Annotated in this window: 15 protein-coding genes; 8 read left to right on the top strand and 7 right to left on the bottom strand. The window is 66.8% G+C overall.

What is annotated here, in order from left to right; all coding sequences use genetic code 11:
* Positions 1 to 82: 82 nt before the first annotated feature.
* Together AACH06_RS20085 and AACH06_RS20080 are read right to left on the bottom strand one after the other, a co-directional pair.
* On the bottom strand, positions 83 to 994 hold the full coding sequence (locus tag AACH06_RS20085; protein WP_341427550.1) for a YihY/virulence factor BrkB family protein: 912 nt from the start codon (positions 992 to 994) through the stop codon (positions 83 to 85).
* A gap of 15 nt (positions 995 to 1,009) precedes the next feature.
* On the bottom strand, positions 1,010 to 1,747 hold the full coding sequence (locus tag AACH06_RS20080; RefSeq protein WP_341427549.1) for an alpha/beta fold hydrolase: 738 nt from the start codon (positions 1,745 to 1,747) through the stop codon (positions 1,010 to 1,012).
* A 116-nt stretch (positions 1,748 to 1,863) separates the two neighbouring features.
* Between AACH06_RS20080 and AACH06_RS20075 the strand changes: the two genes are divergently transcribed.
* The 4 genes from AACH06_RS20075 to AACH06_RS20060 all read left to right on the top strand — a co-directional run bounded on the left by AACH06_RS20075 (position 1,864) and on the right by AACH06_RS20060 (position 4,929).
* The gene (locus AACH06_RS20075) at positions 1,864 to 2,436 is read left to right on the top strand and encodes a SixA phosphatase family protein (RefSeq protein ID WP_341427548.1); all 573 of its coding nucleotides are present in this window, start codon (positions 1,864 to 1,866) and stop codon (positions 2,434 to 2,436) included.
* Positions 2,420 to 3,487 (top strand): CE1 family esterase, encoded by a 1,068-nt coding sequence (locus tag AACH06_RS20070; protein WP_341427547.1) that lies wholly within the window; start codon positions 2,420 to 2,422, stop codon positions 3,485 to 3,487. Before AACH06_RS20075 ends, AACH06_RS20070 begins: the two co-directional genes overlap by 17 nt.
* A 17-nt stretch (positions 3,488 to 3,504) precedes the next feature.
* On the top strand, positions 3,505 to 3,918 hold the full coding sequence (locus AACH06_RS20065) for a DUF6632 domain-containing protein (protein ID WP_341427546.1): 414 nt from the start codon (positions 3,505 to 3,507) through the stop codon (positions 3,916 to 3,918).
* 342 nt (positions 3,919 to 4,260) lie between these two features.
* A complete protein-coding gene (locus tag AACH06_RS20060; protein WP_341427545.1) occupies positions 4,261 to 4,929 on the top strand; it encodes a histidine phosphatase family protein in 669 nt (222 codons plus the stop codon).
* Here the strand turns inward: AACH06_RS20060 and AACH06_RS20055 are convergent.
* From AACH06_RS20055 to AACH06_RS20040, 4 genes are all read right to left on the bottom strand, one after another.
* Positions 4,920 to 5,342 carry a hypothetical protein gene (locus tag AACH06_RS20055; RefSeq protein WP_341427544.1) on the bottom strand — a complete coding sequence of 141 codons (423 nt, stop codon included), beginning with the start codon at positions 5,340 to 5,342 and terminating at the stop codon, positions 4,920 to 4,922. The two genes, AACH06_RS20060 and AACH06_RS20055, sit on opposite strands and share 10 nt — an antisense overlap.
* A gap of 34 nt (positions 5,343 to 5,376) precedes the next feature.
* Positions 5,377 to 5,733, bottom strand: a complete 357-nt coding sequence (locus AACH06_RS20050; RefSeq protein WP_341427543.1) for a 2OG-Fe(II) oxygenase family protein — start codon at positions 5,731 to 5,733, stop codon at positions 5,377 to 5,379.
* A 20-nt stretch (positions 5,734 to 5,753) separates the two neighbouring features.
* On the bottom strand, positions 5,754 to 6,233 hold the full coding sequence (locus tag AACH06_RS20045; protein WP_341427542.1) for a hypothetical protein: 480 nt from the start codon (positions 6,231 to 6,233) through the stop codon (positions 5,754 to 5,756).
* Positions 6,234 to 6,421: 188 nt separating this feature from the next.
* A complete protein-coding gene (locus AACH06_RS20040; protein ID WP_341427541.1) occupies positions 6,422 to 7,606 on the bottom strand; it encodes a hypothetical protein in 1,185 nt (394 codons plus the stop codon).
* 179 nt (positions 7,607 to 7,785) lie between these two features.
* On the opposite strand from AACH06_RS20040, the gene AACH06_RS20035 reads away from it, so the two are divergent.
* Complete coding sequence (locus AACH06_RS20035; RefSeq protein WP_341427540.1) at positions 7,786 to 8,778, top strand: helix-turn-helix transcriptional regulator; 993 nt, start codon at positions 7,786 to 7,788, stop codon at positions 8,776 to 8,778.
* 16 nt (positions 8,779 to 8,794) lie between these two features.
* On the opposite strand, the gene AACH06_RS20030 is transcribed toward AACH06_RS20035, so the two are convergent.
* Complete coding sequence (locus AACH06_RS20030; RefSeq protein WP_341427539.1) at positions 8,795 to 9,658, bottom strand: amidohydrolase family protein; 864 nt, start codon at positions 9,656 to 9,658, stop codon at positions 8,795 to 8,797.
* A gap of 163 nt (positions 9,659 to 9,821) precedes the next feature.
* On the opposite strand from AACH06_RS20030, the gene AACH06_RS20025 reads away from it, so the two are divergent.
* From AACH06_RS20025 to AACH06_RS20015, 3 genes are all read left to right on the top strand, one after another.
* Positions 9,822 to 10,643 carry a crotonase/enoyl-CoA hydratase family protein gene (locus AACH06_RS20025; protein WP_341427538.1) on the top strand — a complete coding sequence of 274 codons (822 nt, stop codon included), beginning with the start codon at positions 9,822 to 9,824 and terminating at the stop codon, positions 10,641 to 10,643.
* Positions 10,644 to 10,674: 31 nt separating this feature from the next.
* Positions 10,675 to 12,570, top strand: a complete 1,896-nt coding sequence (locus tag AACH06_RS20020) for a feruloyl-CoA synthase (protein ID WP_341427537.1) — start codon at positions 10,675 to 10,677, stop codon at positions 12,568 to 12,570.
* 89 nt (positions 12,571 to 12,659) lie between these two features.
* Positions 12,660 to 13,814: an ABC transporter substrate-binding protein gene (locus tag AACH06_RS20015; protein WP_341427536.1), complete on the top strand. Its 1,155-nt coding sequence runs from the start codon at positions 12,660 to 12,662 to the stop codon at positions 13,812 to 13,814.
* The last annotated feature ends 46 nt before the right edge of the window (positions 13,815 to 13,860 follow it).

Below are 13,860 nucleotides of genomic sequence, written 5' to 3'. Positions count from 1 at the left end.
GATAGCGGATGTCGCCGCACCCTGTTGTAGGTGAAGGCTGACGCGATTCGGATCGACTCGTCGTCTCGACTGCTCCGCGGTCTCATCGCAACTCGGCAGAACTGCCGCCGTCCGCCGCCGTGATACGGTCTTTCATCGAGCCGAAGCGGCAGGCATAGGCCCAGGTGAGCTCTGCGCCCATCAGGAAAATTTGGGCGGAGTAGTACACCCAGACCATCAGCACGACCACCGAGGCTGCCGCGCCGAAGGCGGTGGTAACGCCGCTGCGGCCGATGTAGTAGCCGATCGCCGACTTGCCGATGCTGAACAGTGCGGCGGTGGCGACAGCGCCGACCCACACGTCATGCCAGTGCACCTTCGCCGCGGGCACCCACTTGTAGAGCATGGCGAACATCACCGTGACGACGCCGAAGCTGATCGAGAAGTCGGCCAGCTTCCCCAGCACAGAGATGTCGCCGACATACGGCGCCCACCACTGGCCGAGGGCGGTGACCGCGGCGTTGAACACCAGCGATACGAGAGAGAGAAAGCCCAGACACAGGATGATGCCGAGCGACAGCAAGCGGGTGCGCACGATGGCCCACAGGCCGTGCTGGGGCTCCACGGCGTGGGAGTCTCGCCAGATGCGGTTCAGTGAACTCTGCAGCGCTGCGAAAACGGTGGTCGCGCCCACGAGCAGGGCGCCTAAGCTGGCGGCGGCTGCCCAGGGGTTGCTGCGCTCGTACTTGACCGACTTGAGCATCGTCTCCAGCGCCTGCGCGCCCTCGGGGCCGAGCAGGCCTGAGAGTTCGCCCATGATCTCGCCACGGGCCGCCTGCTCACCGAACACCGTGCCGGCCACGGCGATCACGATCATCAGCAGCGGTGCGATCGAGAAGAGCGTGTAGTAAGCGAGCGCGGCCCCCATGCTGGGGGCGTCATCGTCGGACCAGCCTTGGGCCGCCTGCTTGACGAGACCGGCCAGTTCCCGCGGATGCCAGGCAGACTCAGCCATGAGGCGACTGGACGCTCAGCGTCGAGCCAGACGATCTGCCACGATCGCGAAGACCTCGGTGTTCCAACCCATGCCACAGTGGCTGCCGCTGATCTCGACATTCTCGACATGCGGGTGCCGACCCCGCTGGATGCAGGCCTGCCACGACACCACGCCATCGCTGCGGCTGTAGATGGAGGTGGTCGGCACGGGCGGGGGCAGTGCCAGGCGGCGCGCCCAGGTGGGGCCCAAGACGGGTTCCGTGCCATTCAGCAGGCGATACACCCAGCCGGCGCGAGTCTGCTTGGCCGACCCGGAGAACGGTGTTCCGATGGTGATGACTCGCCTCACGCGCTGGGGCCCGAGCTTCTTGGCGACTTCGCGGGCATAGATGCCGCCCAGGCTCCAGCCCACCAGGCTGATGCGCTCGTCGTGCTCGTCGGCATGTTGGGCCACATCATCGGCCAGGCGGTCGAGCCAGCGCTCGATGTCGCCCTCGGGCCCGGTATTGAACCCGCGGCCCCAATCGAGGGCGCCGTAGCCGAGATCGCTGCAAAGATTCTTCAGCGGCGACAGCATGCGCGCATCGGTGGCCAAGCCCGGGAACAGCATCACCGGGTGACCATCGCCCGCGGGCAGATCGGCCTTTTTCATGAACTGCGCGCTGGCCAATTCGTACGCGGCGCGCATGGGCTCGGCCCCCAACAGCAGCCAGGACGGCGGGCTGCCCGTGGCTTCGGCGCTGACGGCGGTGGGGCTAGAAGAGAGATTCATGGGGTGTGGCGCAGAAGCGGTTTGCTGCATCATTCGATTCTTCGAAGTGTGGCGATGCGGCGCCCCTGCCGCATCCTGGCAAAACGCCTTTTGGGTGTGGGAAGAGTCCTACCGGCATGAACTTCGATCGGCGCTTGCACCGAACATCGCTGGCCGCTGTGGTGGCGGCGGCCAGTCTGGCGGCGGCCGCGTCCGCACGCGCCGAGCCGGCGTCTGTGGTGGTGGTTCGGCACGCCGAAAAGGCGGCCGACGGTGCCAGCGACCCCGGCTTGTCGCCAGCCGGCCAGCAGCGTGCACAGGCGCTCGTGACCGCGCTTGAATCGGCTCGCATCACCAGCATCATCACCACCTCGTATCGACGCACCCGCGAAACCGCGCTGCCGTTGGCGCGGCGGCTGGGCATCGCGCTGCAGGTCGTGGCGCCTCGGATGGGCGAGACACCTCAGTCGCATGTGGCTGAGGTGGTGGCCCTGGTTCGCCAGCAGGCCGGGCCGGTGCTGGTGGTGGGGCACAGCAATACCGCGCCTGCCATCGTTCAGGCGCTCGGCGGGCCGAAGATGCCGGACCTGTGTGACTCGAGCTACAGCCACCTCTTCGTGGTGACACCCTTGAAGCCGCCCGACGGCGCCTCCGTACTGAAGATGCGTTATGGCGAACCTGACCCCGCACCCCATGAAGACTGTCTCTGAGATGACGGGTCTGCCTGTCGACGCCGCCATGCGCGAGCTGTGGCTGCAGATCCCCCGGATGGCGCTTCTCGTGGTGATGGCGTGCTCGGCGCTATTCGGTGCTCCGCGCCCGGTGATGGCGGCCGACCCGGCCAGCGCCACCGGCCGCCCCGCCGACCGTGCTCTCGGTGGCCCGGCCCCAGCCAATGGGCAGGGGCGCTACGCCCTGACCCATGGAGGCATCGAGAGACACTACCTCGTCCGCTTGCCGGCTTCCGCTCCGCCGGCGGGCCAGCGCTGGCCGGTGGTGTTGGTGTTGCACGGCGGTGGCGGCGACGGCCCTATCACCGAGAAGACCACAGGCTTCACGCCCCGCGGGCAACGCGAAGGCTTTGTCGTTGTCTACCCCGAGGGCACCGGGCGCTTCGCCAATCACCTGCTCACCTGGAATGCGGGCCATTGCTGCGGTCAGGCGATGCAGCGGCGCGTCGACGATGTGGGCTTCATGTCAGCGTTGATCGACAAGCTGCTGGCCGATTACCCGATCGACCCGAAGCGCGTCTATGTGACCGGCATCTCCAACGGCGGCATGATGGCTCACCGTGTGGGCCGAGAACTGCCCGAAAAGGTCGCGGCGATTGCCACGGTGGTGGCGGGCTTGTTTGGCGATGAGAAGCCACCGGCTGTGGGTGTCTCGGCGTTGATGATCAATGGCGGGCTCGATGTGTCGGTGCCGGTGGCCGGCGGCGCCCCCGGCGGGCGTTTCGCCGAAGCCTGGGATGGCACCCGGCTGCTGCCCGCCACGGGGCAGGCCGCGTTCTGGGCCGCCGCCAACCGCTGCGCCGGTGAACCCGAAGTCACGCGGCAGGACGTCGTGCAGCGCACCCGCTATCGGTGCCCGGCCGGTCGCGAGGTGGAGTTGATCGTGCTGGCGGACCATCCCCATGGCTGGCCGGGCGGGGTGGCTGGCAGCCGCCTGGGTGCCACGCCGAGCCGATCGCTCGACGCGAGCGATGAGATCTGGGCCTTCTTCAAGCGGCAGCACGCATCGTCGCCCGCTGATCGGCCGTGAGCCGTCCGGTTCAAAGCATGCAGACCACGCCGTCCACCCCTGATGTGCCATCGCGGCGGCGGCTTCAGATCGCGCTGGTGGTCTTTGGCGTGATCTTCATTGCCGGTGTCGTGCCGTTGTCCATCTGGTGGCCCTCAGGCTGGGCGTGGCACGAAGGCGGGCGCTCGGAGTACCTGGAGATGATCATCGCGCTCTATGCCACGCTGGGGGTGTTCCTGCTGCTGGCCGCGAGAGAGCCGGACCGACACACGAGCCTCATCGCCTTCACCGTCTGGTCCAGCGTGGCGCATGGCTCGGTGATGGCGGTGCAGGCCTTGTCCGAGCCGCGCCACTGCGGCCACCTGGTGGGCGATGTGCCGGCCTTGTTCATCGTCGCTGCGGTGCTGGGCTGGCTGTGCCCGGCGGTATGGACGCCCTGGAGGCGAGTCTAGTCCAGTGAAACGGAGAAATCGGAAGTTCGTGGACACCTGCCGGCGATGCAATCAAGGCGCCAAGCGCAGCCGGGTTGGACACCCGGCGAGCATTGGCAACGCCGAGTGCGCCGCTGGCAGGTGCCCACCCTGTGGGCCGATGCTTGGCAGGGCGCGCCGCGGCGTTGCGACCCTTGCCCAGGCGTACAGCCTGGGCTGCGCGCCGCGCCTTGCTGCGCGCCCTGCCAAACACCGGCGAACATCCGATTTCTCCGTTTCACTGGACTGGTCCCATGAGACGGAGACTCTCGCGCGTCGCCGCGGCGACAGCAGAGGCTCAGGCCACGGCCGACAATTCGCCGCATGGGCACCCTCTACCTTGTTCGCCACGGCCAGGCTTCGTTTGGCAGCCATGACTACGATCGGCTGAGCGAGTTGGGGCATCGGCAGTGCCGTGCATTGGGCGAGCACTTTCGCAGCATGAACCTGCGCTTCGCCTCGGTGCTGACCGGCACCTTGCGTCGGCACCGCGAAACCTACGAAGGCATCGCCGAGGGGTTGGGGCAGTCACCGGCCCCCGAAGTGTGTGCGGGCCTCGACGAATACAACCCCGAGGCGATCGTGCGCGCAGTCTACAGCGGCGAGTTGCCCAAGCCGGACTCGCCCGAAGCGGTTCGCCAGCACTTTCGCCTGCTGCGAGAGGGGCTGGTGGCGTGGATGCAAGGGCAGGCCGTTCCGGCCGGCATGCCCAGCTTCGCTGACTTTTCGGCGGGGGTCGCCGGGGCACTGGCACGGGCGCGTGAACAAGCCGATGAGGACGTGTTGATCGTGTCCAGCGGCGGGCCGATTTCGGTGGCCGTGGGCCAGGTGCTGGGTTTGCAGCCCGAGGCCGTGGTGGAGTTGAACCTGCGCATTCGCAACAGCGCCGTCACCGAGTTCGTCGCGAATCCGAAGCGACACAGCCTGCTGAGCTTCAACGGGCTGCCGCACCTGCACCGGCCCGAATTGGCCGATTGGGTGACTTACGCCTGAGAGCCGGATCCGGGCGGGGCGGCGTCTCGTGCCAGTTGTCGCAGCCTGATCAGGCCTTGGGTGATGAAGAAGATCACCACGCCATGAAAGGCGAGCGCCACCCAGTCGTCCAACTGCCACACGATGAAGGCATCGCCGACGTAGACCGCCAGGCCGATGCAGAAGGCCCAAAACCGCGCCTGCGAGGCCTGCCATCCCACCAGGCCGAAAAACCCGATCGCCACAGCGGACAGCGAGATCGCCATGGCCGGCTCGTCGGCGAACAGCACGTTGGACAGGGTGGTGATGCCCAGGCCCAGGGCAAAGCTGGTGTCCTGGCCTGACTGGAACAGCAGCGTGTTCACCAACGACAGGCCTGCGATCCACCAGAACCACCGGGCCGCGCGTTGTACCTGCACGTCGGGGCCGCTCATCGTCGCGCGGGGAGTCATCGGACAGGGCCCTGGGTCATCGATCGCGCAGCACCCAGCCGATCGAGAAGACGTAACGGCTGCCGCCCACCACGCGGGTCACGCTGTGCTCGCAGGCATCCGGGCGAAACAGCTTGATCCGCCGTGTGGCGAACAGAGGTGTTGCGCAGATGAACTCGCCACCGTGTCGGGGTGACTTCAGCACGATGTTGAGCCGATAGTGCCGGCCGGTCTGCACCGGATCGGTGTGGGGTGGAATCTCGGAGCCATCGGGATAGCGGATCAAGTAGCTGTCGAACGGCACGGGCCAGCGTGCGGTGAGCAGCAGCATCTTGTCGTAGCCGGTGCCTTGCCGGCCCTTGCGCCACCGGAAAGCGTCTCGCCACCAGCTCATCGCGCGCGCCGCCCCAGAGTTCAGGCGCTTGGGCGCGCCCGATTGCGCATCTGGCCCCACACGGCGCCGGCGAGCACGGCGACGAACGAGATGCTGGCCAGCAGGAAGGGCCGATCATCGTTGCCGGCGGAGCCGGACAGGGCAAAGCCCAGCACGTTGGCCAGCACACCCTGGATGGCGCCGAACTTCAGCTCAGAGCGCCTGACGATGCGCGCGCCGACATAGCCGCCCGCCACCGAAAAGCCCAGACCGACCAGGGTGCTGATGGTGCCCACCCAGGACTCCAGGAATTGGCCCGACATCGCGGCTTCGATCTCGTCCACGCTTTGTCCCTGCGCGCCCATCACGATCCCGAAGACGATGGCCAGCACGATGCTGGCGACCATCGTTCCGCCGATGTCGGTGAGCAGGCCCAGCGCGATGGCTTTCCAGGCAGAGCCGGGCGGCTGAGGTTGGTCGGCCACGGCCGAGTCGGGTGGGGTGTAGGGGTTGTGATCCATGCAGCGTTCTTTGACGAGCGAAGAACAAGCCTTCGCAGCTGCGCAGCATAACGGCAGCTGCGCAGTGGGCCCCGCGGCGGCTCGTCAACGCCAGTGGTCGACGCTGGCGCTGGATACGGCGCCGGGCCACGATCGCTGGATCAGACCCGCCGGATCAGATCAGATCACACAGTGGATCAGCCACCAGATCAGACGGCCGCCACCGCCTGCAGGGCCGGGCGTCGGCTGGTTTGGCCGCCCCGCTCGAGCGCCCAGCCCTCGGTGGCCCGGGTGTCGGGGTGCCATTGGGCGGTTCGGGCCCGCTGCGCGCCGGGCACACCGCTGGCCAAACCCTTGGCCACCAGGCGCTGGACGAGGTCGTCGGCTTGTTCCGCCGTCAGCTGTGTCGCAAACCGTTGCCAGCGCCGCAACACATCAGGGTTCTGCCAGGCGTCTTCCAGACGCTCGCGCATCTCTTCGTCGTTCTGCGGGCGGCCGCCTTGCCAGGCACGTGGCAGCAAGGTGTGAAAGAAGAGATGGAAGTCCCGGCGCAGGTCGGCCCCCGGCAGCAGCTTGGTCAATTGGGCGATGCGAACGGCGAAGCCACTGTGCGTGAGCTGCAGCGTGATCAGGGCCTGCAAGCCCTGGATGGGGTTGAGCAGGCGCAGGCGATTGGGTGGAAGCACTCGCATCGGCAGCGTGGCGGCCACCTCGTGGGGCAGCGGGGTGACGAAGGACATCAGCGATGCCAGTCGAGCCCACTCAGCGCTGGTCAAGCCCTCGACCGTGCCAGCGCCTTCTGCGCGGCGGGCTTCGGCCAGCACGGCCATCAGTCGAGCTTCGTCCCAGCGCTTGCCGCCCATGGCTTGTTGTGCCTGCCGGCTGAGGGTGGCGAGGTTGCCCGCGGCGTAGCCGGCCCGGTGGTTGATGCGTTCGACCACCGCTTCGTGCCGAACGTCGTCACTGCCGCCCAGCTCGGCGCGCGTGATGGGGCAGCGCACGCTGTCGATCTGCGCGAGGAAGTTCGGGGTGACTTGCACCGTTTCGAAAGCCTGGCCCTGGTGCCAGGCCGCCAGCCGCAGATTCAGCCATGATCGAACGCCACGGCCTGCCCGCAAGGTGCGGCTGCCAAAGGCGGCCCTGCCGGCTTCCCAGCCGTGGCGCAGCGGGTGACCTGGCAGCAGGTGCTCAGCCGGCGGCACCAAGCCATGGTGTGCGAAATCCCATCCCAGCTCGAACGCCGGATCGCGGGCGTCGCCCGGGCCGAACAGATCGTCTGGTGCATCGCCGGCCAGCACCTGGGTGGCCCGGGCGGTGCGGCCACCGCGTGCCAGCGCCATGGTCGGACGCGGCTGAGGCAAGTCGTCGAAGGCGAGGGTGGTTTGTGCGGCCATGGGGTGCTCCGTGCAGAACAGGAATGGGTGTGATGGACAGCGTGTGAAGGCAGTGTCTGAACCCACAGGCTCATGGAATGAGCCAGCGATGAGCTCCAATGAGCCATCACAAACCTGTCGTTCTTCGACTCACTTTCGCAACAGGCTCACCCTATGAGCCTGTGCTACCGTCACCACTCATGAACCGCACTGAACGCTTCTATCGGATCGAGCTGCTCATCAAATCGCGAGGCGGCGTCAGCTTCGAAGAGCTTCTCGCAGAGCTCGAGGTCTCGCGCGCCACCCTCAAACGAGATCTGCAGTACCTGCGCGACCGCATGGACGCGCCGATCGTCTATGACCGGTTCGACAACGTCTACCGTTTCGATGGTGTGCTGCCGGGGGCGGTGTCCACCAAGGCTTCCTCGCACGAGCTGCCGGGGGTGTGGTTCAGTGAGGCCGAAATCCACGCCTTGCTGACGATGCACCAGCTGATCAAGGGGCTGGACGGGGGCGGTGTGCTGGGCCGCCATCTGCAGCCACTGCTGGACAAGCTGCACGGGATGCTGGGCGCCAGCGAGAGCGAATCGCGCGAACTGATGCGGCGGGTGAAGATCGCCGCGCCCGCGCGGCGGCCGGTGCCCCCGCGCTGGTTCGAGGTGGTGGGCAGCGCGCTGCTCAAGCGGCAGCGCATCGATCTGCTGTACTTCACCCGCAAGCGGCAGAGCGAGAGCCGTCGCGAGGTGTCGCCGCAGCGCCTGATCCACTATCGCAACACTTGGTACCTCGACGCCTGGTGCCACGCCAGTGATGGCCTGCGCCGCTTTGCGCTCGATGCAGTGAGATCAGCCAAGGCCCTGGAGCAGCCCAGGGCGAAAGATGTGGCTATGAAGACCGTCGAGGCCGAGCTGGATGGAGGCTACGGCATCTTCAGCGGCAAGGCCGAGCAATGGGCCACGCTCGCCTTCGACGCCGATGCGGCGCAATGGGTGGCTCAAGAAGAGTGGCACCCGGAGCAGCGGCTGAGCCTGCAGCCCGACGGTTCGCTGCGCATGGAGCTGCCGTATGCCGATGCCACCGAACTGGCGATGGACATCCTGCGTCACGGCCCTCAGGTGCGCGTGCTGCAGCCCGCGGCGCTGGCGCGCTACGTGGCCGACCGGCTTCGGCAGGCTTCTGCCCAGTACGCCTGAGCGGCTGCGCCGGCTGTCACGCCAGGTTCAGCAGGCGCTTGGCGTTGTCCTTCAGGATGAGCGGCTTGACGGCGTCCTTGAAGCCCGCCTCCTCGAAATCGGCCATCCAGCGCTCGGGGGTGATCAGCGGGAAGTCGCTGCCGAAGAGGATGCGGTCTTTCAGCAAGGTGTTGGCGTACTGAACCAACTGGGCCGGGAAGTACTTCGGGCTCCAGCCCGACAGGTCGATCCACACATTGGGCTTGTGCAGCGCCAGGCTCAGCGCTTCGTCCTGCCAGGGCCATGACGGGTGCGCGATGACGATCTGCATGTCTGGGAAGGCGATCGCCACATCCTCCAGCAGCATCGGGCGCGAGTTCTGCAGGCGCAGCCCGCCGCCGCACCGCATCCCGCTGCCAATGCCGGAATGCCCGCTGTGGAAGATCGCTGGCAGCTTGTGTTCGTTGATCACCTCGTACAGAGGCCACGCCATCTTGTCCGCCGGCTCGAAGCCTTGCACCGTCGGGTGGAACTTGAAGCCCTTGACGCCGTACTCCTCGACCAGCTTGCGCACCTCGCGCGCGCCGAACTTGCCCTTGTGGGGATCGACGCTGCCGAAGGCGATCATGATGTCCGGGTTGGCCAGGGCGGCCTCGGCGATCTCTTCGTTCGGGATGCGCCGGCGGCCGAGCTGGGCCTCGGCGTCGACGGTGAAGTTGACGAAACCGATTCGCTTCTCGCGGTAGTAGTCGATCGTCTCCTGCATGGTCGGCCGACGGCTGGACCGAAAGTACTTGTCGGCCGCGCGGTCGTACTCCTCACCGTAGTTGTCAAAGGGGTTGCGGCATGACACCTCCAGATGCGTGTGGGTGTCGATCGCGATCAGATCTGCGGTGTTCACGTCGTGAGCCTTTCGTCGCCAATAGTTAATTCTTATAAATAAGTGGCTCTCGCGCAAGACAGCTCCGCGTTGCGGTGCACAAATGGGAGTGTTGTAAGGGTTAGTACCTGATGGCGTGAAGTGCCTCCATTTAGTTAAATAACATAAACATATGGAGTCACCCATGGACACCGCCGCCACACCGGCCTTCGTCGCTGCCGACGGTCTGCTGGCGCAGCTGGATCTGCTGCGCATCGAATACGCTGGGCCGATCGCCCATGTGCGCTTGAACCGCCCGGCCAAGCGCAATGCCATCAGCGACACCCTGATCACGCAACTGCATACGGCCTTTGTCAACCTGCCCGACGCGATACGTGCCGTCATCCTGAGCGGGGAGGGCGCCCATTTCTGTGCCGGCCTGGATCTGGCCGAGCTGGTGGAGCGCGACGTGCGCGAGGGGGTGCTGCACTCCCGCATGTGGCATGCCGCCTTCGATCAGATCCAGTTCGGCCGGGTGCCGGTGATCGCCGTGCTGCACGGCGCGGTGGTGGGGGGCGGCCTGGAGCTTGCCTCGGCCTGTCACGTGCGGGTGGCGGAGGCTTCGGCCTACTTCGGCTTGCCCGAGGGGCAGCGCGGCTTGTTTGTCGGTGGTGGCGGCTCGGTGCGGGTGCCGCGCCTGATGGGTGTGGCGCGCATGACCGACCTGATGCTCACCGGCCGCGTCTACGACCGCGACGAAGGCGTGCAGGCGGGGTTGGCCCAGTATGCGGTGGCCGACGGCGCGGGGTTCGCGAAGGCGCTGGAACTGGCGCAGCGCGTGGCCAGCAATGCGGCGATGTCCAACTTTGCCGTGATGCATGCGCTGCCGCGCATCGCCGATCAATCGCAGGATCAAGGGCTGTTCACCGAATCGCTGATGGCGGCGGTGGCAGAAAGCACCCCCGATGCGAAGGAGCGACTGCGCGCGTTCCTGGAGGGGCGGGCCAACAAGGTGGTCAAGTCATGAAGGCCGCGCGCCTCAGCCTGTGGAGCCGGGCATGAGTGCCAGCTACCGCTCGGCCTCGGTGGGCGGCTGCCTCGAGGCCACGATCGAGTCGCGCGAGGACGGCACGCAGATCCTGCGTTCCACCGAACCGCTGCGCTGGTACCCCGATCGCCTGACCGACAGCCTGGAGCAGTGGGCCGCCGAGGTGCCGGACCGCACGCTGGTGGCCATGCGCGACGCCGCCCACGGGGGCGCGTGGCGGCGCATCAGCTATGCGCAGATGCTGCAGCGTGTGCAGGCGCTGGGCCAGGCGCTGGTCGACATGAATCTGTCGGTCGATCGGCCGATCGCCATTCTCTCGGACAACGACCTCGAGCACCTCACGCTGGCCTTGGCTGCGATGTGGGTGGGTGTGCCGTACGTGCCGATCTCACCGGCGTATTCGTCGGTGTCGCAGGACTTTGCCAAGCTGCGCCACATCGTGGCCACGACCACGCCCGGCCTGGTGTTTGCCGCATCGCCGGCCTTTGCCCGGGCCATCCAGGAGGTGGTTCCGCCCGAGGTGCCGGTCGTCCTGAGCCACGGCCAGATCGAAGGTCGGCCGACGCTGGCATTTGAATCGCTGCTTGCCACCTCGCCTGCAGAAGGTGTGCGCGCTGCCCACGCGGCCGTGGGGCCCGACACGGTGGCCAAGTTCCTGTTCACCTCGGGCTCCACCAAGCAGCCCAAGGGGGTCATCAATACCCAGCGGATGATCTGCGCCAACCAGCAGATGCTGCGCCAGACCATGGCCTTCCTGGCCGAGGAGCCGCCCGTGCTAGTGGATTGGCTGCCCTGGAACCACACCTTCGGCGGCAACCACAACGTGGGCATCGTGCTCTACAACGGCGGAACGCTGTACATCGACGACGGCCGGCCGACGCCGCGCGGCATTGCGGAAACGCTGCGCAATCTGCGCGAGATTTCACCGACCGTCTACTTCAACGTGCCCAAGGGCTTTGAAGAGATCGCCAACGCGATGGACGCCGACAGCGCCTTGCGCGAGAGCCTGTTCGCGAAGGTCAAGGCCTTCATGTTCGCGGGCGCCGGGCTCAGCCAGGCGGTGTGGGACAAGCTGGATCGCCACGCCGAAGCCACGGTGGGTGAGCGCATCCGCATCATCACCGGCCTGGGCATGACGGAGACAGCACCGTCGTGCACGTTCGCGGTGACACCGGACACCCGTTCCGGCTACATTGGCCTGCCGGTGCCGGGTGTCGAAGTGAAGCTGGTGCCCGATCGCAGCGATCCGGTGTATGGCAAGACCGAGATTCGATTCCGTGGACCGAATGTGATGCCCGGATACTGGCGCGCTCGTGAGCAGACCGATGAAGCCTTCGATGAAGAGGGCTTCTATCGCACGGGCGATGCGGTGAAGTTCATCGATCCGGCCCACCCCGCACGCGGCCTGCAATTCGACGGGCGCATCGCGGAGGATTTCAAGCTCTCGACGGGCACCTTCGTCAGCGTGGGGCCGCTGCGCGCCAAGGTCGTCGCCGCTGGCCACCCGTGCGTACAGGACGTGGTGGTGGCCGGGCTCAATCGAGACGACATCGGCGTGCTGGTGTTCCCGCGGGCGGACGAATGCCGGCGCTTGGCCGGGTTGCCGGCCGACGCCCCGCTGCCCGAGACGCTGCATCACCCTCGGGTGCGCGAATTCTTCCAGGCCCTGGCCGATCGACTCTGGCAAGAGGGCACCGGCAGCGCGAGCCGGCCGGCCCGCTGGCACGTGCTGGCCGAGCCGCCTTCGATCGACAAGGGCGAGATCACCGACAAAGGTTCGATCAACCAGCGCGCGGTGTTGACGCATCGCGCAGCCCTGGTCGAGGCCCTGTACGAATCAATGGCGGCCGGTGCGGCCGCCGACCCATTCGTGATCCTGCCCCGTCGCACGGGCCAGGCCGATTGACGAGGCGCCGGTTTCGGGTTCACGAGGGCGTGCCCCCGCAACTTGGCGCTGTTATGGTTTCAACCACCCTGATCACCGCAGGAGACAACATGAAAGCACGCAAGAACGGCTTCTTGAAACTGGGGATCGTGCTGACGCTCGCCTCACTCGCGGGCACCGCCGCACGGGCCGACATCACGATCGGGATCAGCCTGCCGCTGACTGGGCCGGCCTCGGGCCTGGGCATCCCGGTGGCCAACTACATCAAACTCTGGCCGACGACGATTGCGGGCGAGAAGCTCAACGTGATCGTGCTCGACGACGCGACCGACCCCACCAAGGGCGTCAACAACGCGCGCCGCTTCGTCACCGAAGACAAGGCCGACATCGTCATGGGCTCCGCGGCCACGCCGGTGGCGGTGGCCATGGCTCCCGTGATGGCCGAGGCGAAGACGGTGCAGTTCAGCTTTTCGCCGGCGGTGGTGTCGGCCGGCACCGATGGCTGGCTGTTCCGCCTGCCGCAAGGCAATGCGGTGATGGCGCACGCCATGATCGAGCACATGAAGAAGAACGGGGTCAAGACCGTTGGCTTCCTGGGCTACACCGATGCTTATGGTGAGAGCTGGCTGAAGGATTTCCAGGACCAGTCTTCCATCCTGGGTGGCCCCAAGGTCATTGCCACGGAGCGATTCGCCCGTGCCGACACCAGCGTGACGGCGCAAGCGCTGAAGCTCGTCTCTGCCAACCCCGACGCGATGCTGATCGTGGCCTCGGGCAGCGGTGCAGCGATGCCGCACAAGGCGGTGGTCGAGCGCGGCTACAAGGGCAAGATCTACCAGACGCACGCGGCGGCCACGCGTGACCTGATGCGCATCGGCGGCAAGGATGTCGAGGGCGCCTATGTGGTCTCGGGCCCCGCGGTGATCCCCGAGCAGCTTCCGGCCGAGCACCCCTCCAAGACGCTGGCGCTCGACTTCGTCACCAAGTATGAGAAGGCCTACGGTGCCGGCAACCGCAACCAGTTTGCGGGTCACGGGTACGACGCTTGGGTGGTTCTGGAAAAGGTGATTCCGATGGCGCTCAAGGCAGGCAAGCCGGGCACGCCGGAGTTCCGCGCCGCGATTCGCTCCTCTGCCGAATCGATGGGCCGCACGGTGGTGGCGCATGGCGTGTTGAACTACACCAAGACGAACCACTGGGGCTTCACGACGGAAACCGGTCTGGTCCTGAAGGTTGTCAACGGCGATTGGAAGATCGAGCCGTGATCCGCCGAGGGGCGGCGGTGCCGATGGCGGCCGCCTCACCGGGCTT

Origin of the sequence: Ideonella lacteola, assembly GCF_038066555.1 — a bacterium.
Classification (GTDB): domain Bacteria; phylum Pseudomonadota; class Gammaproteobacteria; order Burkholderiales; family Burkholderiaceae_C; genus Ideonella; species Ideonella lacteola.
Note: the sequence above shows the minus strand (reverse complement) of the source record. Positions and strands in the feature narration are given on the sequence as shown.